The organism is Streptomyces sp. LX-29 (assembly GCF_029541745.1).
Taxonomy (GTDB): Bacteria; Actinomycetota; Actinomycetes; order Streptomycetales; family Streptomycetaceae; genus Streptomyces.
Window position 1 is genome coordinate 1,843,563 of sequence record NZ_CP089746.1, and the last position, 23,201, is coordinate 1,866,763.

General features: G+C 71.2%; 18 protein-coding genes. 4 read left to right on the plus strand and 14 right to left on the minus strand.

Going from position 1 to position 23,201, the window contains the following annotated elements; all coding sequences use genetic code 11:
- Nucleotides 1-182 precede the first annotated feature (182 nt).
- A complete protein-coding gene (locus LRS74_RS07930; RefSeq protein ID WP_277740345.1) occupies nucleotides 183-2,783 on the minus strand; it encodes a DUF262 domain-containing protein in 2,601 nt (866 codons plus the stop codon).
- Nucleotides 2,784-2,885: 102 nt separating this feature from the next.
- Between LRS74_RS07930 and LRS74_RS07935 the strand changes: the two genes are divergently transcribed.
- Nucleotides 2,886-5,015: a UvrD-helicase domain-containing protein gene (locus tag LRS74_RS07935; protein ID WP_277740346.1), complete on the plus strand. Its 2,130-nt coding sequence runs from the start codon at nucleotides 2,886-2,888 to the stop codon at nucleotides 5,013-5,015.
- 955 nt (nucleotides 5,016-5,970) lie between these two features.
- On the opposite strand, the gene LRS74_RS07940 is transcribed toward LRS74_RS07935, so the two are convergent.
- The 8 genes from LRS74_RS07940 to LRS74_RS07975 all read right to left on the minus strand — a co-directional run bounded on the left by LRS74_RS07940 (nucleotide 5,971) and on the right by LRS74_RS07975 (nucleotide 15,110).
- A complete protein-coding gene (locus LRS74_RS07940) occupies nucleotides 5,971-7,299 on the minus strand; it encodes a class I SAM-dependent RNA methyltransferase (protein ID WP_277740347.1) in 1,329 nt (442 codons plus the stop codon).
- 168 nt (nucleotides 7,300-7,467) lie between these two features.
- Entirely contained in the window at nucleotides 7,468-9,534 is a 2,067-nt protein-coding gene (locus LRS74_RS07945) for an APC family permease (protein ID WP_277740348.1), read from the minus strand.
- 149 nt (nucleotides 9,535-9,683) lie between these two features.
- Nucleotides 9,684-10,820 (minus strand): cytochrome P450, encoded by a 1,137-nt coding sequence (locus LRS74_RS07950; RefSeq protein WP_277740349.1) that lies wholly within the window; start codon nucleotides 10,818-10,820, stop codon nucleotides 9,684-9,686.
- A complete protein-coding gene (locus tag LRS74_RS07955) occupies nucleotides 10,784-12,268 on the minus strand; it encodes a cytochrome P450 (RefSeq protein WP_277740350.1) in 1,485 nt (494 codons plus the stop codon). Before LRS74_RS07955 ends, LRS74_RS07950 begins: the two co-directional genes overlap by 37 nt.
- Complete coding sequence (locus tag LRS74_RS07960) at nucleotides 12,265-12,873, minus strand: ATP/GTP-binding protein (RefSeq protein ID WP_144382034.1); 609 nt, start codon at nucleotides 12,871-12,873, stop codon at nucleotides 12,265-12,267. The genes LRS74_RS07955 and LRS74_RS07960 overlap by 4 nt, the downstream gene beginning before the upstream one ends.
- Nucleotides 12,851-13,210, minus strand: coding sequence for a DUF742 domain-containing protein (locus tag LRS74_RS07965; protein WP_277740351.1), 360 nt, complete (start codon nucleotides 13,208-13,210; stop codon nucleotides 12,851-12,853). The genes LRS74_RS07960 and LRS74_RS07965 overlap by 23 nt, the downstream gene beginning before the upstream one ends.
- Nucleotides 13,207-13,635: a roadblock/LC7 domain-containing protein gene (locus tag LRS74_RS07970; protein ID WP_277740352.1), complete on the minus strand. Its 429-nt coding sequence runs from the start codon at nucleotides 13,633-13,635 to the stop codon at nucleotides 13,207-13,209. Before LRS74_RS07970 ends, LRS74_RS07965 begins: the two co-directional genes overlap by 4 nt.
- Nucleotides 13,632-15,110, minus strand: coding sequence for an ATP-binding protein (locus LRS74_RS07975; protein ID WP_277740353.1), 1,479 nt, complete (start codon nucleotides 15,108-15,110; stop codon nucleotides 13,632-13,634). The genes LRS74_RS07970 and LRS74_RS07975 overlap by 4 nt, the downstream gene beginning before the upstream one ends.
- Nucleotides 15,111-15,399: 289 nt before the next feature.
- Here LRS74_RS07975 and LRS74_RS07980 point away from each other — a divergent pair, with 289 nt between their 5' ends.
- Complete coding sequence (locus tag LRS74_RS07980; RefSeq protein ID WP_144382030.1) at nucleotides 15,400-16,068, plus strand: TrkA family potassium uptake protein; 669 nt, start codon at nucleotides 15,400-15,402, stop codon at nucleotides 16,066-16,068.
- On the plus strand, nucleotides 16,068-16,742 hold the full coding sequence (locus LRS74_RS07985; RefSeq protein ID WP_277740354.1) for a TrkA family potassium uptake protein: 675 nt from the start codon (nucleotides 16,068-16,070) through the stop codon (nucleotides 16,740-16,742). Before LRS74_RS07980 ends, LRS74_RS07985 begins: the two co-directional genes overlap by 1 nt.
- Before the next feature lie 250 nt (nucleotides 16,743-16,992).
- Here LRS74_RS07985 and LRS74_RS07990 read toward each other — a convergent pair whose 3' ends face one another.
- From LRS74_RS07990 to LRS74_RS08005, 4 genes are all read right to left on the minus strand, one after another.
- Nucleotides 16,993-17,766 (minus strand): DUF3159 domain-containing protein, encoded by a 774-nt coding sequence (locus tag LRS74_RS07990; protein WP_277740355.1) that lies wholly within the window; start codon nucleotides 17,764-17,766, stop codon nucleotides 16,993-16,995.
- Between the two features lie 3 nt (nucleotides 17,767-17,769).
- Nucleotides 17,770-18,168 (minus strand): OB-fold nucleic acid binding domain-containing protein, encoded by a 399-nt coding sequence (locus tag LRS74_RS07995; protein WP_186318899.1) that lies wholly within the window; start codon nucleotides 18,166-18,168, stop codon nucleotides 17,770-17,772.
- Between the two features lie 158 nt (nucleotides 18,169-18,326).
- Complete coding sequence (locus LRS74_RS08000) at nucleotides 18,327-19,010, minus strand: response regulator (RefSeq protein WP_277740356.1); 684 nt, start codon at nucleotides 19,008-19,010, stop codon at nucleotides 18,327-18,329.
- Between the two features lie 36 nt (nucleotides 19,011-19,046).
- Nucleotides 19,047-21,602: a sensor histidine kinase KdpD gene (locus LRS74_RS08005; RefSeq protein WP_277740357.1), complete on the minus strand. Its 2,556-nt coding sequence runs from the start codon at nucleotides 21,600-21,602 to the stop codon at nucleotides 19,047-19,049.
- Between the two features lie 221 nt (nucleotides 21,603-21,823).
- Between LRS74_RS08005 and LRS74_RS08010 the strand changes: the two genes are divergently transcribed.
- The gene (locus tag LRS74_RS08010; RefSeq protein ID WP_277740358.1) at nucleotides 21,824-22,378 is read left to right on the plus strand and encodes a GNAT family N-acetyltransferase; all 555 of its coding nucleotides are present in this window, start codon (nucleotides 21,824-21,826) and stop codon (nucleotides 22,376-22,378) included.
- Nucleotides 22,379-22,552: 174 nt separating this feature from the next.
- Here the strand turns inward: LRS74_RS08010 and kdpC are convergent, their stop codons facing one another.
- On the minus strand, nucleotides 22,553-23,200 hold the full coding sequence (gene kdpC / locus LRS74_RS08015; protein ID WP_277740359.1) for a potassium-transporting ATPase subunit KdpC: 648 nt from the start codon (nucleotides 23,198-23,200) through the stop codon (nucleotides 22,553-22,555).
- Between the last annotated feature and the right edge of the window lies 1 nt (nucleotide 23,201).

Below are 23,201 nucleotides of genomic sequence, written 5' to 3' on the forward strand. Positions count from 1 at the left end.
TCTCCCTACCAGCCCTGCTGGTCGTTGAGCTCCATGCGTCCCCGTGCTCCGGTCGCAGGCCACTCGCCACGAGTCCATGGCCGGAGTGACACCGATCACTGTCCGGGCAGGCTGCCCGGACAGTGATCGTCGGGAAAGGGTGTGATCAGGCCATACATCGGGGATTGAGCCGGTCGTTCGGGTCAGAACACCGCCTGGACGCCGTCCTCGTCGAACGGGCGGCGGGCCTCCGCCAGCGCCACCTCGTGGACGAACCATTCCAGCACGGCCCGGATGTCGTCACCGTGGCCCGCGAAGACCTCCAGCGGGAACGAGGGGCGCAGGTCCAACTTGGCCTCCGCCAGGTCGATTCCGTCGATGGCGTTGAACCGCTCCATCAGCGCCCGGCGCAGCGGCTCGTCGTCGAACGGCGGCCGCCGCTTGAGGTACTGGAAGACCACCTCGACCGTGCCACTCACGGGATAGACCGCGATCGGCCACAGCGCACGCGAGGCGTTCGGAAGCCCCGCCTCCACCGTCGGGAAGCAGCTGGTCTCGTCGCCCTTGCCGTAGACCTGGTGTCCGCCCTGCTCCTCCCAGAAGCGCAGCACCGCCAGAACGCCGTCGACGACCTCAGGCGTCTGGTTGTCCCGCAGCAGGGATTCGAAACGGGAGGCCGCGCCCATCGTGGTCTCGTCGCCGCTGCCGTCAGCCGCCGTCCCGGGCAGCGATTCCTCGGGGATCTCCTTGCCCACCAGCACCGCGAGGTCGGAGGCGGTCAGCCGGTGCGACTTATGGGCCCGGCCGTTCTCGTCGAAAGGAACCCCCTCCGTCTGGAGGATCTCCTTCGGAGCGCCGGAGTGCCGGTCGTCCGTCCAGCGGAATCCGTCGGCGATCCGGCCGTCCGCGGTCAGCACGCGGTAGGCACAGTGAAGGCCGGGCTTGGACGACACGTGGTTCCCCACAGCGACGGCGCTGGTGCCGATGACGGCGGCCAGGTCGCCGTACGAGGTCCAGGTGCCGGCCGGGATGGCGAGCAGGATCTCGCGCAGTTCCCGCCAGCCCGCCCACTCGTCGTCGGCGTGCACGACACCGTCCAGCGGGCCGGGCCACAACTGCACGGCCCGGTTGGCCAGTTCCTCGCAGCGCGCGAGGATCTCCGCGCGGCCCCACCGCTCCTGCGCCGCGATCCGCTGGTTCATACGCAGGGCGCTGGCGTCCATGAGTTCCTGCTTGCGGCGGAACGGGTGGTTGGAGAGCTTCGCGTTTTCGCCAGAGAGGGTCAGGTTGCCGAGGGTGTGCACGAGCATGCCGTGGACCTCCTCGGGGCTCTCGCCATCCTCGACCTCCTCCGCGAGCAGGTCGAACCACTGCTGGGCTGGTCGCTGCGGAAGTACGTGCTCGACGGTCAGCTTCGCCTTGGTGTAATCGACCGGCTCACTCGACTCGTAGCTCTCCTCCAGCCTGCGCAGGATCTGGAAGCGCTGGCCGCCGCGGCCCGTCTTGTAAAACGGACGGGTGCGGATCGCCTCGCGGACGGCGTCGTCGCCGGGCCATACCCGCGCGCCCGTGCGGTTGCGCGAGAGGAAGCGCCGTACGGCCTCGGCCGGGGAGCCGTCCTTGTCGAGCTCCTTGGGGAGTTCCATGAACACGCGATTGCTACCCGTCGTGGACAGGCCCGCGAAGAGCCGGCGCACCATGTAGCTCTCGGCGTGGGCGAGAGCGGTGGCGGCCTCGTCAGCCGTCGTGCTGCCCTCGTCCAGCAAATCAAGGAGGTGCAGCGCGAGCGGGTAATGGACCTGGCCGCCCCACCGGGACAGCCGCTCCAGCGCCGTCCGTACCTGCGGGTGTGCCTCCCGCTCGGGCTCCACGATCCGCATCAGGCGGTCCGCGCGCAGCGCGAAGCGGGAGATCTCGGCCTCCAGTGCCTCCTCGTCGCCGCTCAGCGGTTCGAGGCGCCTCTTCTGATCCCGGTAGATCTCGCTCTGACGTGCGCGGCTGTTGCCTCCGACGACCAGGTCGAGCCAGACCAGCAGTTCCAGGTTGACCGGGCCCAGCAGTTCCTGCATGGGCAGCCACCGCTTGCGGTAGACGTCCTCCCCCCTGGTGGGCAGGCACATGAAGAGGTAGTTACGCAGCAGGTCGCTCTGACTGAGCCCGACACCCGTGTTGTTGATCGACTCGAAGATCCGGTAGACGTTGTCTCCCTCGGCCGCCGTGATTGCCACGATGGAGAGGCAGTCGCCCAGCACGGACTCGACCTCGTCCGCCCATGTCTCACCGCCGCTGTCCGCGCCGTCGGTGATGGCTGCCACGAAGAAGCGGTAGGCGGCTCCCACGTTTCCGGCGCCGCCGGCCTTCGGAAGGCTGTCCACGCAGGCGATGTACGCCTCGCGGTCGGCCTGTGTCGGGAGCAGGCGATAGCCGTCCAGTCCGTCCTGGTAGGTGTTGACCAGGAGGAGGTCGTTGATCCGAGCGGCCCTCTTGTCGGCACCGCGCTCGCGGTGGTGGTCGCGCAGGGCGGTGAAGGCGAGCATCAGGGTCGTCATCCGCTGCTGGCCGTCCACGACGAGCCAGCGCTGCATTCCGCCCGCAGCGATCCGCTCGGGTGCCAGGACCACCGACCCCAGGAAGTGCCCAGTGCCCGCCCGGCCTTCCAGCCGGTCCTCGACAAGCTCCAGCACGTCGTCCCAGAGCTGTTGCAGTTCCTCCCTCTGCCAGCTGTAGGTGCGCTGGTAGAGGGGGACTTGGAACTGCTTCTCCCCCTGCACGAGCTTACTGAACGTGGTCTCCTGAGCGTGCACGCCGTACCCTCCCCAACTCCGCTGCGCAGGCCCGCCATTGTCGCTCATGTCGTACGGTGAACAACCGAATGTCGGCACACGTCACCAGTCCTGGGAGCGCTCATGGCGACACTGGGAATCCACAAGGACTTCCTCCTGGAGTTCGCCAAGCTGGAGAAACCCGTCCAGAAGCGGGTGTACGAGGTCTTCGACAAGTTCCGCGAGCACCGGCACGCCGGGCTTCACCTGGAGAAGCTGGAGAGGCCCCGAGACCCCAGGATCCGCACCATCCGCATCACCAGGTTCATGCGGGGGGTCGTTCTCGCACCGGAGACCGGTGACAGCTACCTGCTCCTCAAGGTCATGCCGCACGACGACGCCATCGACTGGGCTCTGAGTCACCGTGCCACGGTCAACTCGGCGACTCAGGGCATCGAACTGCGCGACGACATCGCGCTGGAGCAGGCAACCGCACACGTGCGCCGGGTCGTACCCGCCGCGGACACACGCCTCTTCTCACACGTCCCAGACAAGGAACTGACCCGCCTCGGCATCGACCCGGACTTGCTCCCGCTGGTCCGGAACCTCGGCGACGAGACCCACCTCGACGCTCTGCGCAAGATCCTCCCGGAACAGCAGTACGACGTCCTCGCCGGCCTGGCCGCCGGGCTGACGCCGGAGGAGGTCTGGCGGGAATCCATCGCGGTCCACGCGGAGCACGCCCAGCCCGAGCAGCCGCACGGCCGGGAGCAGGACGGGCTCGCCGCCGCGATGGCGCGCTCGCAGGGCCGTATCGCGCTCCTGTCCGGACCCGACGAGCTGCTGGACATGCTTTCCCGGCCGTTCGACGCCTGGAGGGTGTTCCTGCACCCCAGCCAGCAGCGGATTGCCTACCGGCCCTCGTACAAGGGGCCGGCCCGGGTGACCGGCGGGCCCGGCACCGGAAAGACGGTGGTCGCCCTGCACCGCGCCCTCCACCTGGCCCGCCGGCTGCCCGCCGACGCCCCGGACGGGGCGATCCTGCTCACGACCTACACCAGGGATCTGGCAGCCGACCTGCGACGAAATCTCGAACTGCTCATCCCCGACGAGGCGATCATGGCGAAGATCCGCGTCGTCAACGTCGATGCATTGGCCAACCAGATCGTGCGCGAGGAGCACGGCAGTCAGCTCACCATCCTGACCGGCCAGAAGGAGATCCACTTCCGCTGGAACCGGATCGCCCACCACCTCGGCATCGAGTTCACCGACGCCTTCCTCGACCAGGAATGGCGGCAGGTCGTCCTCGCCCAGGACCTGCGCTCGCCCGAGGCCTACCTCAAGGCGTCGCGCGCCGGCAGGGGCGCTGCGCTGAGCCCGCTGCGGCGCGCGCAGGTCTGGCGTGCGGTGGAGGCGTTCACCCGGGAACTCCGCCAGGCCAAGGAGTGGACCTTCCTCCAGGTGTGCGCGGAGGCGGCCCGGCTGTTGGAACCGCGCACCGACCGCCCGTTCCGCCATGTGGTGGTCGACGAGGCGCAGGACCTGCACCCCGTGCAGTGGCGCATGCTCAGGGCGCTGGTTGCCCCCGGGCCCGACGACCTGTTCATCGCCGGCGACACGCACCAGCGCATATACGGGAACAAGGTGTCCCTGCGCAATCTGGGCGTCAACGTCAGCGGAAGGTCTCATCGGCTGCGCATCAACTACCGCACCACGCATGAGATCCTCCAGTGGTCCACGGCGCTGCTCAGCGGCGAAAGCCCGGACGACATGGACGGAGGAGTCGAGTCCCTCGCGGGCTTCCGGTCCGTGCTGCGCGGCGCACTGCCGCAACTGGAGGGAGCGGGCAGCAGGACGGAAGAGATCACGGAACTCACCGCCCGCATCACGCAGTGGATGAACGGCGGCCTGGAGCCGGGCGAGATCGGAGTGGCCGTGCGCTACCTTCAGCTCGGCAGGGAGGTGGCCCAGGCACTCGAACGAGCCGGGATCCCGGTGAGTGTGCTCGGCACCTCGCGCGAGGGCGGGGACGGCGTCCGTATCGGCACGATGCACCGGATGAAGGGGCTGGAGTTCCGCTGTGTCGCCGTGGCGGGCGTCAGCGACGGAGTGGTCCCGCTGGCTGCGGCGCTGGCGCCGAAAGAGGTCGATGCACAGCAGTACCGAGACGACGTGCTGGGCGAACTGAACCTCCTTTTCGTCGCCTGCACCCGCGCCCGGGAGGAACTGCGGGTTTCCTGGCATGGTGCCCCGAGCCCGTTTCTCGCGATCTGACACCGCATCGCACGCAAGGCCGGTTTCACGCCAATCACCAACCGCTTTACGGAGATCTTCGGGCTCGGGAGACGTGTCCCCCGATATTCTCCCCGCTTCCGTGTGGCCATAGCACGGGGGACCGAAAGGGCTTAGGTGATGAGTACCATCCGTACGGGGCCGGCCGGCTGGCGCGTCTCCATCGTCGACGAGGACCCCCTGCGCGCCCGGCGCGGGCACGGGAACTCCTGGACGCAGTCGCCGGCGACGACCCCTCCGCCGCTCTCGACGTCCCCGGCCGGACAGGCGCCCGGGACACCGACAAGGGCGGAGCGGTCACCGACCTGATCGGCCTGGTGTTCAGCGGAGGCTCCCTGATCGCCGCGGGTCTGCAGATATGGCTGAGCCGTGTGCCACAGCGCACGGTCGTCGTCACCCGCCCGGACGGAGCCACGCCGCGTATCAGCGGCAAGGAGGCGCGTGCCACGACGTGCTCGCCTCCACGCGCCAGTACTCGCGCGAGGACGAAGGACTGTCCCGCGGTGTAGCGCAGCACTCCCCACGCAGGCCCCCGCGACCGTTGCGCAGGGGGCCTGGCGATGGCGGCCGGGCCCGGTCACCGGGCGGAGCGGCCCCATCACAGCGGCAGCTTCCGACAACCCGGCGAGAACGGACACCTCCGTCTCCACCACACCCGGCGCATCCAGCCAGGGTGTCCAGTACCGCTGGGCCTTCACCCGGCAACGTCCTTGCGGAGCTCGGCTGCCAGAGTCACGGGCGGCAGTCCTGGCCGGGTCGGCAGGGTCCAGACGGGTGCCACGGCGTTCTGCACATCGGGACGGAGCCTCCGGTAGGCCACTGCCGCGTGCGGCCGGGCTGGAAGTACGGGAACGTACCGTGATCCGGACATGGCGGCTCCCCCGGGCACTAACAGGTCAAGCGAACCGCCGAATTCGAAAGGCCCAGGTCAGCGGTCCTACTTCACCGGCTCCAGAATCGCCACGCACTCCACATGGTGCGTCATCGGGAACAGATCGAACGCCCGCATCCGGCGCACTCGGTAGCCCGACTCGCCGAAGTACTTCAGGTCCCTCGCCAGGGCGGCCGGGTCGCAGGCCACGTAGGCGATGCGGCGGGCGCCGAGGGTGGCGAGGTGGCGGACGGTCTGGGCGCCGGCGCCGGCTCGGGGTGGGTCGAGGACGACGAGGTCGGCCTCGGTGATGCCGGTGCGGGGCAGGACCTGTTCGACCTTGCCCTGCTCGATGCGGACGCGGTCCAGGTCGGCCAGGTTGTGGCGGGCGTCCTCGACGGCGCGCTTGCCGGACTCGATGCCGAGGACGGCACCCGTGTCGCCGACCCGCTCCGCCAGTGCCCCCGCGAAGAGGCCGACGCCGCAGTAGAGGTCCAGGGCCGTCTCGCCCTTGCGCGGCATGAGGCCCTGCATGACGGCCTCGACCAGGAGGCCGGCCGCCTGGGGGTGGACCTGCCAGAAGCCGCCGGCGCCGACGCGCCAGGTGCGGTCGACGGCCCGCTCGCGGACGAAGGGGCGGCCGTGGACGCGGTGCACGCCGCCGGTCTTCTCGTCGACCCGCAGCACCGAGACCGGCTTGTCCAGCTCGACCAGCGGCAGCCGGCCGCCGGGGCGCGGGGTCAGGACGACCTGGCGGTCGTTCGAGCCGGTGGCGGCGATCGCCTCCACCGTGTCCATCTGCGGCCACGAGCGGCGCTCCACGCCCAGCTCGGTCACTCCGGGCGCCGCGATCATGCAGTGGTCGACGGGGACCACCTCGTGCGAGCGGTGCTTGCGCAGGCCCGCCCGGCCCTCCTCGTCGACCGCGTACTGCACCCGGGTGCGCCAGGCCGGGACCTCGCCCTTGGGGAGCTTGTCACCCGGGGCCGGCTCCACGGTGCCGTCCCAGCCGGCCTGCTCCGGGGTGAGCCCGGCCAGTCGCGCCAGCTGCTCGGTGACGACCGCGCCCTTGAAGCGGCGCTGCGCGCCCGGGGCCACGTGCTGCCAGTCGCAGCCGCCGCACTGGCCGGGGCCGGAGAACGGGCAGGGGGCCTCGACCCGGTCCTTGGCCGGCTCCAGCACCCGCACCGCGTCCGCCCGCAGGAAGCGCGAGTGCTCCTCGCCCTCGGTGACGCGGGCGATCACGCGCTCACCCGGCAGGCTGTGGCGTACGAACAGCACCCGCCCCTCGGCCGTGCGGGCGATGCAGTGGCCGCCGTGCGCCACCGGGCCCACCTCGACCTCGTACTCCTCGCCTACCAGAGACGCGTGGGCTGCCGAGGCTTCGGATCGCATGGCGGGGTGGCTCCAGTACGTGAGGGGGGACGACAGCCGTCCAGTCGACGACAGCCGTCCAGTCTACGTCCCGTACCGGGCCCTCCGTGACCGCCGAGACGCCCCGAGGGTGTCCGTCACGCTCGTAGGCCGGTGGGGGCGCCCGCCAGGGGCGCCCCCACCCAGGCGCTACTTCTTGACCGCCGCCTTCTCTTCCTTCGGCTGCGCCTGCTGCTGCACCGGCACCGGCCCCCGTCGCACCGAGCCCGGCGCGTTCCACTCGGCCCGCTTGCGGGCGCGCTTGCGGGCGAGTTCGGAGGAGTCGAGCTGCCAGGGGACGGAGGTGACCATCACACCGGGGGTGAAGAGCAGGCGGCCCTTGAGGCGGAGGGCGCTCTGGTTGTGGAGGAGGTGCTCGTACCAGCGGCCGACCACGTACTCCGGGATGTAGACGCTGACCACGTCGCGCGGGCTCTCCCGACGGAGGCTCTTGACGTAGTCGATCACGGGTCGGGTGATCTCGCGGTAGGGCGAGTCGAGGACCTTCAGCGGGACGTCGAGGCCTCGCTCGTGCCACTCGTTCTGGAGGGCCTTGGTCTCCGCGGCGTCGACGCCGACGCTCACCGCCTCCAGCTTGTCCGAGCGCATGAGCTTGGCGTAGGCCAGGGCGCGCAGCGTCGGCTTGTGGATCTTGGAGACGAGGACGATGGCGTGCACCCGGGAGGGGCGGACGGCGTCGTCGTACGGGGCGTCGTCGGCCGTCAGCTCCTCGGCGACGCCGTCGTAGTGGCGGCGGATCGCGGACATGGTCACGTAGAAGATCACCATGCCGAGCAGCGCCACCCAGGCACCGTGGGTGAACTTCGTGAGCAGCACCACGACCAGCACCAGGCCGGTGAAGAAGGCGCCGAAGGTGTTGATCGCGCGGGAGCGGATCATGCGCCGGCGGGCCGCCGGGTCGCGCTCGGTGCGCAGGTGACGGTTCCAGTGCCGCACCATGCCGGTCTGGCTGAGCGTGAAGGAGACGAAGACGCCGACGATGTAGAGCTGGATGAGCTTCGTGGAGTCCGCGCCGTAGATGTAGACCAGCACGGCGGCGGCGCCGGCCAGCAGCACGATGCCGTTGGAGAACGCGAGCCGGTCGCCGCGGGTGTGCAGCTGGCGGGGCAGATAGCGGTCCTGGGCGAGGATCGAGCCCAGCAGCGGGAAGCCGTTGTACGCGGTGTTGGCGGCCAGGAACAGCACCAGGGCGGTGGCCGCGGCCAGCACCACGAACATGAAGGTGCCGTCGCCGAAGACGGCGGCCGCGACCTGCGAGATCACCGGGTTCTGGGTGTAGTCCTCGCCGACCGGCTTGCCGTCCTTGAGCAGGTCGTGCGCCGGGTTCTCGGCCATCTTCACGTCGGTGGCCATGGCCAGCGCGATGATGCCGCAGAACATGGTGACGGCGAGGCCGCCCATCAGGGCCAGCGTGGAGGCGGCGTTCTTGCTCTTGGGCTTGCGGAAGGCGGGCACGCCGTTGCTGATCGCCTCGACGCCGGTGAGCGCGGCACAGCCGGAGGAGAAGGCCCGCAGCAGCAGGAAGACCAGCGCGAAGCCGGCGAGCCCGGTGTGCTCGGGCTGGATCTCGTAGCCGGCGGTGGGGGCGTTCATGTCGTCGCCGCGGACCAGGCCGCGGTAGGCGCCCCAGGCCAGGAGCAGGAAGACGCCGGCGATGAAGACGTATGTGGGGATCGCGAAGAGCTTGCCGGACTCCCGCACGCCGCGCAGGTTCATCAGCGTCAGCAGCAGGATGATCGTGACCGCGGAGAGTTCCTTGTGCTCGACCACGAACGGGACCGCGGAGCCGAGGTTCTCCACGCCCGAGGAGATCGACACCGCGACGGTGAGCACGTAGTCCACGAGGAGCGCGCTGGCCACGGTCAGTCCGGCCTTGGGACCGAGGTTGACGTTGGCGACCTCGTAGTCGCCGCCGCCGCTCGGGTAGGCGTGCACGTTCTGCCGGTAGGAGGCGACCACCGTGAACATGAGCACGACGACCGCGACGGCGATCCACGGGCTGTAGCTGTAGGCCGACACTCCCGCCACGGACAGGACGAGCAGAACCTCGCCGGGTGCGTACGCCACGGAGGACAGCGGGTCGGAGGCGAAGACCGGCAGGGCGATGCGCTTGGGGAGGAGGGTTTCTCCCAGCTTGTCGCTGCGCAGCGCCCTGCCGATCAGTATCCGTTTCGGGATGTCGGTCAGTTTGGACACGCAGAGGATGGTAAGCGCTCGTCAAGACCTGCGCCCAACCGCCACCCCAAGGTGTGGCGGTCGGGCGCGCGAACGGCCGGCGAACGCGATCCGGCGATCAGTGGGTCCGATCGGCCGAAACGATCAGCTGGGACGATCAGCGGAAACGATCAGCCGAGTCGGGCCGGAAGGCCCCGGTGACCATTGGAGATGAAGGACTCGACATGCTGGAGCCCCTCCTCCGGGACCTCCAGCGACAGCCCCGGGAAGCGCTCGAAGAGCGCCGGGAGGGCGATGGTGGCCTCCAGCCGGGCCAGGGTCACGCCCAGGCAGTAGTGCACGCCGTGGCCGAAGGCCAGGTGGTCCTTGACCTCCCGGGTGATGTCGAAGCGGTCGGCGTCCTCGCCGTGCAGCGCGGTGTCCCGCCCCGCGGCGGCGTACGCGATGAGAATCGCGTCACCCTTGGCGAGGACGGTGCCGTCGGCGAGCTCGACGTCCTCCACCGCGTAGCGCAGCGGCAGGTTCGCCACCGGCGCCTCCAGCCGCAGCGCCTCGTCGATCACGTCGTCCCAGCTCGCCTTCCCGGCGCGGACCAGCGCGAGCTGGTCGGGGTGGGTGAGCAGCAGGTGGATGGCGTTGTCGAGGAGGTTGACGGTGGTCTCGTGGCCGGCGCTGATCATCAGCAGCAGGGTGTCGACCATCTCCTGCTCGGTGAGCCGGGAGTCTCCGTCCTCCTCCCGGGCGGTGATCAGGCCGGTGGTGAGGTCGTCGGCCGGCTTCTGGCGCTTCTCGGCGACGAGCCCGCCCAGGATGGCGTAGACCTCGGCGTAGGTGGCGGTGACCTCGGCCGGGTCGGCGGAGGTGTGGAAGATCGAGTCCACGCAGCGGCGCAGGCCCTCGCGGGTGTCCTCGTCGTTGATGCCGAACAGCTCGCAGATCACCTGGATCGGGATCGGGTACGCGTACCCCTCGCGCAGGTCCACCAGCTCGCCCTCGGGGGCGGCGGCCAGGTCGTCCAGCAGGTCGGTGACGATCTGCTCGATGCGCGGGCGGAGCGCGGCGGTGCGCTTGCCGGTGAACGCCTTGGAGACCAGGCCGCGGAGCCGCTTGTGGTCACCGCCGTACGCCGTGAACATGTTCCGCACCGCGACCCAGGTGAACAGCGGCCACTCCGGGGAGACCTCGCCGTTGATCCACTTCGGCCAGTGCTGCCGCGGGTCCTTGGAGACCCGGGGGTCGACGAGCAGTTCCTTGAGCAGGGTCTGCTCGGTTATCGCCCACGCCACCACGCCGCCAGGGAGCTCCACGCGCGTCGCCGGCCCCTGGGCGCGGATGCGGGCGGCCTCTGCGTGGATATCGCGGCCGGTGGGGTCGATGACAACAGGTCCCGACTGGCTGAACTGGCGTTCCATCGGCTCACTCCGAAGTTCTCGTCGATGTGGTCACGCACGGGTACGGTCTCGGAGACCGGCGCCGGCGTCGGCAGCGGCGTCGTCACCGTCAGGGGTACCGGGGGGAAGCGGACCGGCAGCGCGGTCATGGCGCGGTGGAAGGGGCCGGGTCGCCACTGGAGCTGGTCCGCCGGGACGGCGAGCTCCATGTCCGGGATGCGGTCCAGCAGCTTCTCGACCGCGATCCCGGCGGCCAGCCGGGCCGAGTCCTTGGCGGGGCAGACATGCGGGCCGGCGCTCCAGGCCAGGTGGGCGCGGTTGCCGGTGCGGTGGTCGGAGGCGAGGACCGGGTCGTTGTTGGCGGCCGCGAGGCTGACGACCACCGGTTCGCCCTCGCGCAGCCGGACCCCGGCGAAGTCCATGTCGTGCAGCGGGTAGTGCACGGCGTAGTTGGCCATCGGGGGGTCCAGCCACAGCACCTCGTCCAGCGCGTCGTCCACCGGCAGGCTGCCGCCGGCGAGGTCGCCGGCGAAGCGCTCGTCGGAGAGGAGCAGCCGCAGCGCGTTGGCGATCAGGTTCTGCTGGGGCTGGGTGCCGGCGCCCATGAGGACGACCAGCTGGTGGATCATCTCCTCGTCGCTGAGCCGCACCGGGTGCGCCATCATCCAGGAGATGATGTCCGGGCCGGGGTGCCGCCGCTTGAGGGCGACCAGCTCCAGCAGCGTCTCGGTGAGCAGGGCGTTGGCCCGCTCGGCGTCGACGCCGTCGAAGATCCCGGACATGCCCTCCACCAGCCGTTCCCCCAGCGCCGGCGGGCAGCCGAAGACCTGGTTGAAGACGAGCAGCGGCAGGATCTTGGCGTACTCGCCGAGCAGGTCCGCCTGGCCGGTGGTGGCGAAGCGGTCGATGAGGGTGTCCGCGGCGTGCTCGACGTAGCCGCGCATCGCGTTGGGGTCGACCCGCTCCATGCTGTCGGTGACCGCGGACCGCAGCCGGCGGTGCGCCTCGCCGTCGGAGAACAGACAGTTGGGGCGGTAGTGCATCATCGGCACCACCGGACTGTCCGGCGGAACCCGGCCGTCCGCCAGTGCCTTCCAGCGGCGGGCGTCCTTGCCGAACTTCTCCGGGCTGCGCAGCACCTCCAGCGCCGCCTGGTAGCCGAGCACCAGGTTGGCCTGCACCCCGGGTGCCAGCTCGACCGGGACCACCTGCCCGTACTGCCGCAGCCGGGCGTAGACGCTGTGCGGATCGGCCGCGAAGTCGGGTCCGTAGATCGGCACGCCGGCGCCGGCGTGCCCCGGTCCGCCGGCGTGCGCGGGGCAGCCGGGGGGCGGCGCGACGCCGGCGTCAGGACGGTAGGTCACACATGCTCCTGGGAAGAGGCGGAACGGGAGTGCAGGTACTGGACGAGCGCGATGAGCGCCTTGGTGGAGGAGGTCCGGTCGCGGGCGTCGCAGGTGACCAGCGGGGTCTCCGGAAGCAGGTCGAGCGCCTCGCGTATCTCCTCCTCGGCGTGCACCGGGGCGCCGTCGAAGTGGTTGACGGCGACGGCGTACGGCAGCCCGTGCTCCTCCAGCAGGCCCATCACGTCGAAGGACTGCTCCAGGCGGCGGGTGTCGGCGAGCACCAGCGCGCCCAGGGCGCCGCGCGTCATGTCCTGCCACAGCCGGGTGAAGCGCTGCTGCCCGGGCGCGCCGAACAGGTACAGGACCAGTGAGTCGCTGAGGGTGAGCCGCCCGAAGTCCATGGCGACGGTGGTGGTGGTCTTGTCCTTGATGCCGGCCAGGTCGTCGACGAGCGCGCCGGCCTGGGTCATGGTCTCCTCGGTGCGCAGCGGCCGGATCTCCGACAGCGAGCCGACGAAGGTCGTCTTGCCGACGGCGAAGTGCCCGACGACCAGCAGCTTGGCCGCGGTCCGTACGGTCTGACGCAGATAGACGCCGTTGTCAGAGGCGAGCGCGGAGTCCATCGAGCACCTCCTGCAGAAGCTGGGCCTCGGGCAGTTGCGCCGAGGGGATGGGGGACCGGGTGGTGAGGTGGCCGCTGTCCACGAGGTCGCCGAGCAGGACCTTGGTGACGCTCACCGGCAGGTGGAGGTGGCCGGCGATCTCGGCGACCGAGAGCGCTCCGCCCAGGCACAGCTCCATGAGCTTGCGCTTCTCCGGGCTGAGTGCGCCCAGCGGCCGGTCGCTGTGCGCCATCACCAGCGTGACCAGGTCGAAGGTGTTGCGGGTCGGGTGGGCACGGCCGTCGGTGACGACGTACGGCCGCACCAGCCCTCGCTCCTGACGCCGCGGCGGGGTCATGCCCGGCTGCCGATCCCCCGCCAGGCCGTGTCCTGCCGCGGTGGCGTGGTGAGCTCCTTGCCGAGCCGGTCGACCAGCTTCTGCATCCGGTAGCTGACCGCCTCCATGTCGACGTTCTCACTGGCGGAGACCGCCAGATAGGCGCCGGGGCCGGCCGCGATCAGGAAGATGTAGCCGCCGACGAACTCGACCAGCGTCTGCCGCCAGGGGGTCTCCTGGCGCTCGCAGAACTCCGAGGTGGAGCGGCTGATCGACTGGAGGCCGGAGAGGGCCGCGGCCTGTCGCTCGGCGTCGTCCCGGTCGATGCCCTCGGAGTGGGCCCGGAGCATGCCGTCCGCGGAGAGCAGGATCGCGTGCCGCGCCTCCGGCATCTTGACGACCTCGTCGAGCATCCAGCCCAGCTCGTTGTTCATGTGGTCGTTCATGCCTGGCGGTTCCCTTCGTCGTGGTGGGGGGCTTCGTCCGGGGCCTCGGCGCGACCCGACCGGGTTCCGCGCGCGAAGGCGCCCATGCGGCGTGCGGTCTCCTCCGCCGAGCGGACGCGGTGGGAGCCCGTGCCGGACTCCTCGGCGCCGGCCGCCTGCGCGGCCTCGGCCCGCTGGGCGGCCGCGATCGGCCAGTCGTCGGAGGCCGGGGTCAGCGACCGCTCCTGCGTCGCGGCGGTGGGCTGCCGACGCCGCCGCTTGGGCAGCCCGCCGGCCGTGGACGGGTAGCTGCGGGGTACGTCGTCGGCCAGCGGCGGATGGCCGAGCGGCGAGGCGGGTTGCGGCGCGGCCGGCCGGGTGGCGGGCTGGGCCTCGTGGGCGGCCGGCCGCGGAGCGGCGTGCCGGCCCTGGCCGGCGGGCGCCGCGGACGCGCCGGTGGGCTGGGCGGCGGCGGTCATCGGTGCGCTCCGGTCGTCCTCCAGGTGGGTCAGCAGCGCGCTGGGCAGGAACAGCACGGCACGCACACCGCCGTAGGGCGAGCGGGTGTCCACCGAGACGCTGAAGCCGTAGCGCGCGGCGAGCACGCCGATGACGGGGAAGCCGAACTGGGGCGGATCGCCGAGCCGGGCGACGTCCACCGGGCGCTGGGCCGCCAGCCAGGACTGGGCCCGCTTCACCTCCTGCCCGTCCATGCCGACGCCCGCGTCGTCGATCACCACGCAGGCACCGTTGTGCACCGGCTGCAGGCTGACTTCGACCTTGGTGTTGGGCTGCGAGTGGCGGGCGGCGTTGTCGAGCAGCTCGGCCACGGCCAGCACCACCGGCTCGACGGCCCGGCTGACCACGGCGATGTCGATCTGGGTGTGCACCTGCACCCTGCGGTAGTCGCGGATGCGGGAGGTGGCGCCGCGGACCACGTCGGTCAGCGAGGAGGCGGCGCGCTGGCGGCCGGGCCAGGAGCCGCAGAGCACCGCGATGGCCTGGGCGCGGCGGCCGAACTGGGAGTTGGCGTGGTCGATCTCCAGCAGGTCGCGGAGGACGTCGGGGTTGTCGTGCCGGTCCTGCATCTCGGAGATCGAGAGCTGCTGTTCGTGGGCGAGTCCCTGCAGGGCCCTCATCGACGCCTTGAGCGCCGCCTTCGCCGCGACATCGGCCTTGGCCTGGGCCTTGTCGACGGCCTTGGCGAACAGGTCGCTCGCCAGTTGGAGACTCTGTGCGTACGCGGTTCCCGCGAGGCGTTCGTCGCGGAGGCCGGGCAGCGGGACCGGTCTGCCCACCGAATCCGCGACGGCCGGCAACCGAACCGAGACCAGGTGCTGTATCTCCTCGTCACGCGCCCGCAGGTTGCCTTCCAGGGTGGCACTGTGCTTTCGCACGGAGGTGGTGATCTGGCGCTGGCGCAGCAGCAGAACCAGGGCGACGAGCAGAGCCGCACCCAGGCACCAGGTCACCACCTCCGATATGTGATCTGTCATCAGTTCCTCATGGACGGGGGGATTCAGGAGTCCAGAAGCGGAATTCGACGATCATCCTAGCCACGCTGGTGACCATGTGTCCGGTCCCCGTCACAAATTGCGAGTTGCTGAGGCAGAGGCCACACCCGAGGGCAAACGGGAGGACTCGTCAGGGGCGCGCGGCAGCGGCCGTGGATGCGCCCGCCTGGATGCCAGGTAGCGTGGTGGCCGAGACAGTCCGTAGTGCGGAAGGAAAGTGAACGATGTCTGTGCAGGTCACAGCGCTCAGGGAAGGTGCGAGGTAGCGGACGTGCACATCGTCATCATGGGCTGCGGTCGCGTCGGCGCCGCCCTCGCCCAGACCCTGGAGTCCCAGGGCCACACGGTCGCGGTGGTCGACCAGGACCCGACGGCCTTCCGCAGGCTCGGCGCGGGCTTCGGCGGGCGGCGCGTCACCGGCGTCGGTTTCGACCAGGACACGCTGCGCGAGGCCGGCATCGAGGAGGCCGGCGCGTTCGCCGCGGTCAGCAGCGGCGACAACTCCAACATCATCGCCGCCCGGGTGGCCCGCGAGATGTTCGGCATCGAGAACGTCGCGGCCCGGATCTACGACCCGCGCCGCGCCGAGGTCTACCAGCGGCTGGGCATCCCGACCGTGGCGACCGTGCGCTGGACCGCCGACCAGATGCTGCGGCGGCTGCTGCCGTCCGGCGCCGAGCCGCTGTGGCGCGACCCCAGCGGTGGCGTGCAGCTCGCCGAGGTGCACACCTCGCCGAAGTGGATCGGCCACAAGGTCAGCCGGCTCCAGGAGGAGACCGGGGTCCGGGTGGCGTTCCTCACTCGCCTGGGTGAAGCGATGCTGCCGACGTCGCAGACGGTGTTGCAGGAGGGCGACCTCGTGCACGTCATGATGCGTACGGACGAGGTCGAGAAGGTCGAGGCCGCCTTTGCCGAGGGGCCCGAGGAGGGCGGTCACTGATGCGGGTCGCGATTGCCGGGGCCGGCGCGGTGGGCCGTTCCATCGCCGGTGAGCTGCTGGAGAACGGCCACGAGGTGCTGCTGATCGACAAGGCGCCCACCGCCATCTCGGTGGAGCGGGTGCCGCAGGCGGAGTGGCTGCTCGCCGACGCCTGCGAGATCACCTCACTGGACGAGGCGGCGCTGCAGCGCTGCAACGTGGTCATCGCGGCGACCGGCGACGACAAGGTCAACCTGGTGGTCTCGCTGCTCGCCAAGACCGAGTACGGGGTGCCGCGGGTGGTCGCCCGGGTGAACAACCCCAAGAACGAGTGGCTCTTCAACGAGTCCTGGGGCGTCGATGTCGCGGTCTCCACGCCGCGTCTGATGTCCGCCCTCGTCGAGGAGGCGGTGAGCGTCGGCGACCTGGTGCGGCTGCTGCGCTTCAGCCACGGCGACGCCAACCTGGTCGAGCTCACGCTGCCGCCGGAGGCGGCGCTGGCCGGGACCCGGGTCGGCGAGGTGGACTGGCCGCAGGACACCAGCCTGGTGACGATCATCCGCGGTACCCGGGTGCTGACGCCCAGCAAGGACGACGTCCTGGAGGCCGGGGACGAGCTCCTGTTCGTCGCCGCGCCGGCACGCGAGGAGCAGCTGGAGGACCTGCTGTCGGTCCGCCGGGAGGCCACCGGCTGACGAGCGCCGGTCGATACGACAAGGGCCGGGCCCGGAACCCCAGGGGTTCCGGGCCCGGCCCTTGTCACAGGCTTCGGGAGAACGGGAACAACGGCGGGAAAGCAGCTCCACCCCGCCGCGGCGCGGACCCCGACGGCGGAGTCCGGCGGTGCCGAACCGCCCGCAACCGGCCACGGCGCTCGGGACGCCGGGAGCGGGCCCCGCGGCCCAAGGGCGAGTCGGTTGTGGGGGGAAGAGCGCCGCGCGGCGCTCAGGCCCGCTCAGGCGCCTTGTCCCGCTCCGTGTTCTCGCCCGCCGCGGCGGCGCCCTCACGGGCCGCCGCGGCCCGCTCTTCCGCCTCCATCTCGGCGATCACATCGATCGGCGGTGGCGCCTTGGCCAGGAAGATCCAGGTCAGGTAGACGCAGAGCAGGAACGGCGGGATGCCGAGGCAGACCTTGACCCAGCCCAGCTGGGTGGCGTCGCCCCACCAGTACAGCGGGAAGAGGATGGCCGACTTGGCGAGCAGGATCAGCCCCCACGCCCAGGTGGCCCGGGTGTAGGCGGTGAAGCGGCCCGGGTTGCGGGTGCGCCAGGAGAGGTTCTCCTTGAGCATCGGGCCGAGCAGCACGCCGATCAGCGGATAGCGGAAGATCGCCGAGAGGATGTACGCGATCGCCAGCCCCAGCGTGTAGAGCATGCCGGGCAGGTAGAAGTTCTTGGCGTCGCCGGACATCATCGCGAAGATCGCGCCGAAGGCCACGCCGAAGACGCCGCTGAACGCGTGCTTCAGGGTCTCCTTGCGCACCAGCCGGGCCACGGCCAGCACCATGGTGAGGCCGAGCGCCGCCATGGCCGCCAGGTGGATGTCGCGCTTGATCGTGTAGATCAGGACGAAGACCAGGCCGGGCACGGTGGTGTCCACCATGCCCCGGATCCCGCCGAACGCCTCCAGCAGCGCGGTGTCGGCGGCCGCCCGGCTCTGGGCAGCGTGCGTGGCCGCGGCGCTCTGGTCCTCCGGGGTCGAGGTGTCGTGAGACGTCACCGGCTACTCCTGTCCGAGCGGTCGGAGCTCGTACTTGGGGTTGAACAGCACCCGCCGTCCGTGGCTCATGGAGATCCGGCCGGTGGCGATCATCTTGCGGCCCGGCTCTATCCCGATGATCGAGCGCCGGCCCAGCCACACCACGTCCAGGGCGGCGGTGCCGTCGTACAGCTCCGCCTCCAGGGCGGGCACGCCGGCCCGAGGTCGCAGGGTGACCGTGCGGAGTGTACCGGTCACCTTGACGATCTGCCGGTCACCGCATTCGCCGATCTTGGTGCAGCCCGTCGCCTCCGCGTCCTGCTCCAGCTCCGCGGAGTGGAGCTCCTCCTGGGAGCTCGACAGCCGGTCGAGCATGCGCCGAAAGCGGCCGGCGGGCTTGTCGGGTCGGGGTACGGCACTCATACGGCCAGCGTACCGGTGCGCCGCGGCGGCGCCCACGGACCTCGCGGAGCCCGGCTGAGCCCCCGGCTCCCGGCCCCCAGGCGCGGCACCGGCCGGGGTTCGGCCCCCGGCCTCCAGCACGGGGGCCCGGGCTGCCGCCCGGACCGACACACCGAGGCTCACCCCTCGAAGCGGTAGCCCATCCCCGGCTCGGTGATGAAGTGCCGCGGGTGCGAGGGGTCCGCCTCCAGCTTGCGGCGCAGCTGGGCCATGTAGACGCGCAGGTAGTTGGTCTCGGTGCCGTAGGAGGGGCCCCAGACCTCCTGGAGGAGCTGCTTCTGGCTGACCAGTCGGCCGGCGTTGCGGACCAGGACCTCCAGCAGGTGCCACTCGGTCGGGGTGAGCCGCACGTCGCGGCCGCCGCGGTTGACCTTCTTGGCGGCGAGGTCGACGGTGAACGCGTCCGTCGTCACCACGACGGCGTCCTCGCTGTGGCCGATGGGCTCGGCGCGGCGCACCGCGGCCCGCAGCCGGGCCAGCAGCTCGTCCATGCCGAACGGCTTGGTGACGTAGTCGTCGGCGCCGGCGTCGAGCGCCTCCACCTTCTCGTCGGAGGTCTGCCGGGCGGAGAGGACCAGGATCGGCACCCGGGTCCAGCCGCGCAGCCCCTTGATCACCTCGACGCCGTCCATGTCCGGCAGGCCCAGGTCGAGCACGACGACGTCCGGGTGGCGGGCGGCGGCGAGCTGGAGGGCGGTGGCCCCGTCGGGGGCGGCGTCGACCTCGTACTTGCGCGCCTTGAGGTTGATCACGAGGGCGCGCACGATCTGCGGCTCGTCGTCCACCACGAGCACCCGGTTCATTGGGGCCTGCCTTTCTGTTCTTCTGTTGTGAGCGGGTCAGGAGGTGGCTTGCGCCGGCAGGTCGGGGCGGACCGGTGGGCGACCCGGCGCCGCTCGCAGCGACAGCACCATGGTCATGCCGCCGCCGGGGGTGTCCTCGGCGGCCAGCTGGCCGCCCATGGTCTCGGCGAAGCCGCGGGCCACGGCGAGCCCGAGGCCGACGCCGGCACCGCGCGGGGCGTCACCGTACCGCTGGAAGGGCTCGAAGATGCGGCCCTTGGCGCTGTCCGGGACGCCCGGCCCCTGGTCGGCCACGCGCAGCTCCACCCGGTCGCCGAGGGCGCTGGCGGAGACCAGGACGGGCTTGCCGTCGGGGCTGTACTTGACGGCGTTCTCGACGATGTTGGCGACGCTGCGCTCCAGCAGGCCGGGGTCGACCGTGACCATCGGCAGGGTTTCCGGGATGTCCAGCACGACGCTGTCCTCGGGGACGCCGACCAGCGCCATGGGGACCACCTCGTCCAGGTCGATCTCCCGGATCAGCGGGGTGACGGTGCCGGTCTGCAGCCGGGACATGTCGAGCAGGTTGCCGACCAGGTGGTCGAGCCGGTCGGCGCCCTCCTCGATGCCGGCCAGCAGCTCCGCCTCGTCCTCCTCGGACCAGGCCACGTCGTCGGAGCGCAGCGAGGTCACCGCGGCCTTGATGCCGGCGAGCGGGGTGCGCAGGTCGTGGCTGACGGCGGCGAGAAGCGCGGTGCGGATGCGGTTGCCCTCGGCCAGCTCATGGGCCTTCTCGGCCTCGCCGACCAGCCGCTGCCGGTCCAGCACGACGACGGCCTGGGCGGCGAAGGCCGCCAACACCCGGCGGTCCTCGGCGGGCAGCACCCGGCCGCTGAGGGCCAGCGCCATGTTCTCGCCCACCGGCATGTCGACGTCCGCGTCCTCGGGCCGTACCGGGGGCGGGGCGCCGTCGGTGGCGCCGACGGCGCCGGCGCAGGTCCACGGGTCGACGTCGCTGGCCCGCTCCAGCAGCGCCACGGAGTCCATGGCGAAGGTCTCCCGCACCCGCTCCAGCAGCGCCTCCAGGCTGGTCTCGCCGCGCAGCACGCTGCCGGCCAGGAAGGACAGCACCTCGGACTCGGCGCGCAGCCGGGCGGCCTGGTGGGTGCGGCGGGCGGCCAGGTCGACCACGGAGGCCACCGACACCGCCACCCCGAAGAAGATCACTATCGCGACGATGTTCTTGGGGTCGGCGATGGTCCAGGTGTGCAGCGGCGGGGTGAAGAAGTAGTTGAGCAGCAGCGAGCCGAAGGCGGCCGAGGCCAGCGCCGGCAGCAGCCCGCCGAGCAGCGCGGCGGCCACCGTCAGCGACAGGAAGAGCAGCATGTCGTTGGCGAGGCCGAGCCCGGGGTCGAACTGGCGCAGCGCCAGGGTGAGCGGTATCGGGCCCACCAGGCCGACCAGCCAGCCGGCCACGATGCGGGAGCGGCCGAGCCGGGCGCCGCGCGCCACCGGCAGCCCGCGGCCCTTGGCCACCTCGTCGTGGGTGACGATGTGCACGTCGAGGTCGGGGCCGGAGTCGCGGGCGACGGTGGCGCCCACGCCGGGGCCGAAGACGTACTGCCAGGACTTGCGGCGGCTGGAGCCCAGCACGATCTGGGTGGCGTTGACGCCGCGGGCGAACTCCAGCAGCGCGTCGGGGACGTCCTCCCCTATGACGTGGTGGAAGGTGCCGCCCAGGTCCTCCACCAGGGTGCGCTGGACGGCCAGCTCCTTGGGGGAGGCGGAGGTGAGCCCGTCGCTGCGGGCGATGTAGACGGCGAGGATCTCGCCGCCGGCGCCCTTGGCGGCCATCCGGGCGGCGCGCCGGATCAGTGTCCGGCCCTCGGGGCCTCCGGTGAGGCCGACGACGATGCGCTCGCGGGCGCTCCAGATGGTGGAGACGCTGTGCTCGGAGCGGTACTGCTGGAGGTACTCGTCCACCCGGTCCGCGGTCCACAGCAGCGCCAGCTCGCGCAGCGCGGTGAGGTTGCCGGGCCGGAAGTAGTTGGACAGCGCCGCGTCGACCTTGTCGACCTTGTAGATGTTGCCGTGCGCCATGCGGCGGCGCAGCGCGTGGGGCGACATGTCGACCAGCTCGATCTGGTCGGCGCGGCGGACCACCTCGTCGGGGACGGTCTCGCGCTGCCGCACCCCCGTTATCGACTCCACCACGTCGCCCAGCGACTCCAGGTGCTGGATGTTGACGGTGGAGACGACGTCGATGCCGGCCTGGAGCAGTTCCTCGATGTCCTGCCAGCGCTTGGCGTTGCGGGAGCCGGGGACGTTGGTGTGGGCGAGCTCGTCGACCAGGGCGACGGCGGGGCGGCGGCGCAGCACCGCGTCCACGTCCATCTCGGTGAAGGTGCTCCCCCGGTACTCCATCTCGCGGCGCGGCACCTCCTCCAGGCCGTGCAGCATGACCTCGGTGCGGGGCCGCCCGTGGTGCTCGACGAAGGCGACGACGAGGTCGGTGCCGCGCTCCACCCGTCGGTGCCCTTCGGAGAGCATCGCATAGGTCTTCCCGACGCCGGGCGCCGCACCCAGATAGATCCGTAGCTTTCCGCGTGCCATGGCCCCATCTTCGTGCTCGGGCCGGTCGGCCACCCTGCTGTTCGGCGTGCTCTCGCCGCACGCACGCTCGACTGTACGACTCCAAGGAGGGACAAACCGGGCGATGGACGACGCTGAACTGGGTATTGACGCAGTTCTGACGCTCGTTGTCCGGCGCCTCCCGCCACGATCCGCGGAATATTCCGTCGCCCGGACGGGGAACCGCTGCCAGCATGGCGGCCATGACCGACGTACGGGACTTAAACGAACAGGTACGGATCGCGCACACCTGGCAGCTGGACGCGTCAGAGCTGGCCGCGGTGCGCGCCCTGATGGACGAGGCCTTCGAGGGCGATTTCGACGACGAGGACTGGGACCACGGCCTGGGCGGCGTGCACGCCCTGCTGTGGCGGGACGGGGTGCTGGCCGCGCACGGCGCGGTGGTGCAGCGCCGGCTGGTGCATGGCGGGCGGGCGCTGCGCGCCGGCTATGTGGAGGCGGTGGCGGTCCGCGAGGAGCTGCGTCGCCAGGGGTACGGGGCGGCCGTGATGCGGGCCCTGGAGCCGGTCCTGCGCGGGGCCTACGAGGTGGCGGCGCTGTCCGCGGCCGATGACGCGGCCGCCTTCTACGAGGCGCTGGGCTGGGTGCGCTGGCAGGGTCCGACCTCGGCGCTCACCCCCAAGGGCGTGGAGCGCACGGAGGAGGACGACGACTCCACCTATGTGCTGCCGCTGTCCGCCCCGCTCGCCCTGGACGGCGAGCTGATCTGTGACTGGCGGGACGGCGACGTCTGGTGACCGTCGACGGAGTGCCGCGGGGCCGTGCCGGACGGCCCCGCGGCACCCGCGGACGGCTGGTCGGGGGCGGCGGAGCGGCTCGGCACGACACGACCGAGGGCGGGGCGGCGCCGTCCGGGGACGCGCCGCCCCGCCCTCGGGGTCGGGTGCTCGGTGTGCCGCCGAGCAGACCGGTCACTTCTGGAGGAGCTCCTTCAGCGCCACGTTGAGCCGGAGGACGTTCACCCGGGGCTCGCCCATGAAGCCGAGGATCCGCCCGTCGGTGTGGTCCTCGACCAGCTTCTCGACCGTGCCCACCGGCAGGCCGTTCTCCTTGGCGACCCGCTTGACCTGGAGCTCCGCGTAGTCCGGGGAGATGTGCGGGTCGATGCCGGAGGCGGAGGCGGTGATCGCGTCGACGGGCACCTCGCCCTGCGGCACGCCGTTGAACTCGGCCACCTGCTTGCGGCGGTCCTTCACCGACTGGAGCAGCACCTTGCTGTCGGCGGCCAGGTTGGAGGCGCCGGAGACGACGATCGAGTACTGGGTGTTGACGGCGTTGGTGCCCGCCGCCGAGGGCCGCGGCTGGAACCACTTGGGGTCCGGCAGCGGGTTCCCGTCCTTGTCCTTCTTGTCCAGGTCGAAGCTCTGGCCGATCAGCTCGGAGCCGACGACCTCGCCGTCCGACGTCACCTCGGAGCCGTTGGCCTCGTCGTGGAACGCGGCTTGGGCGATGCCCGTGACGACCAGCGGGTAGATCACGCCGCAGACGATCGTGAGCACGAGCAGCGCGCGGAGCCCCGCGCCCACCAGCCGGGCTGTGCTGCGTACGGAGTTGTTCATG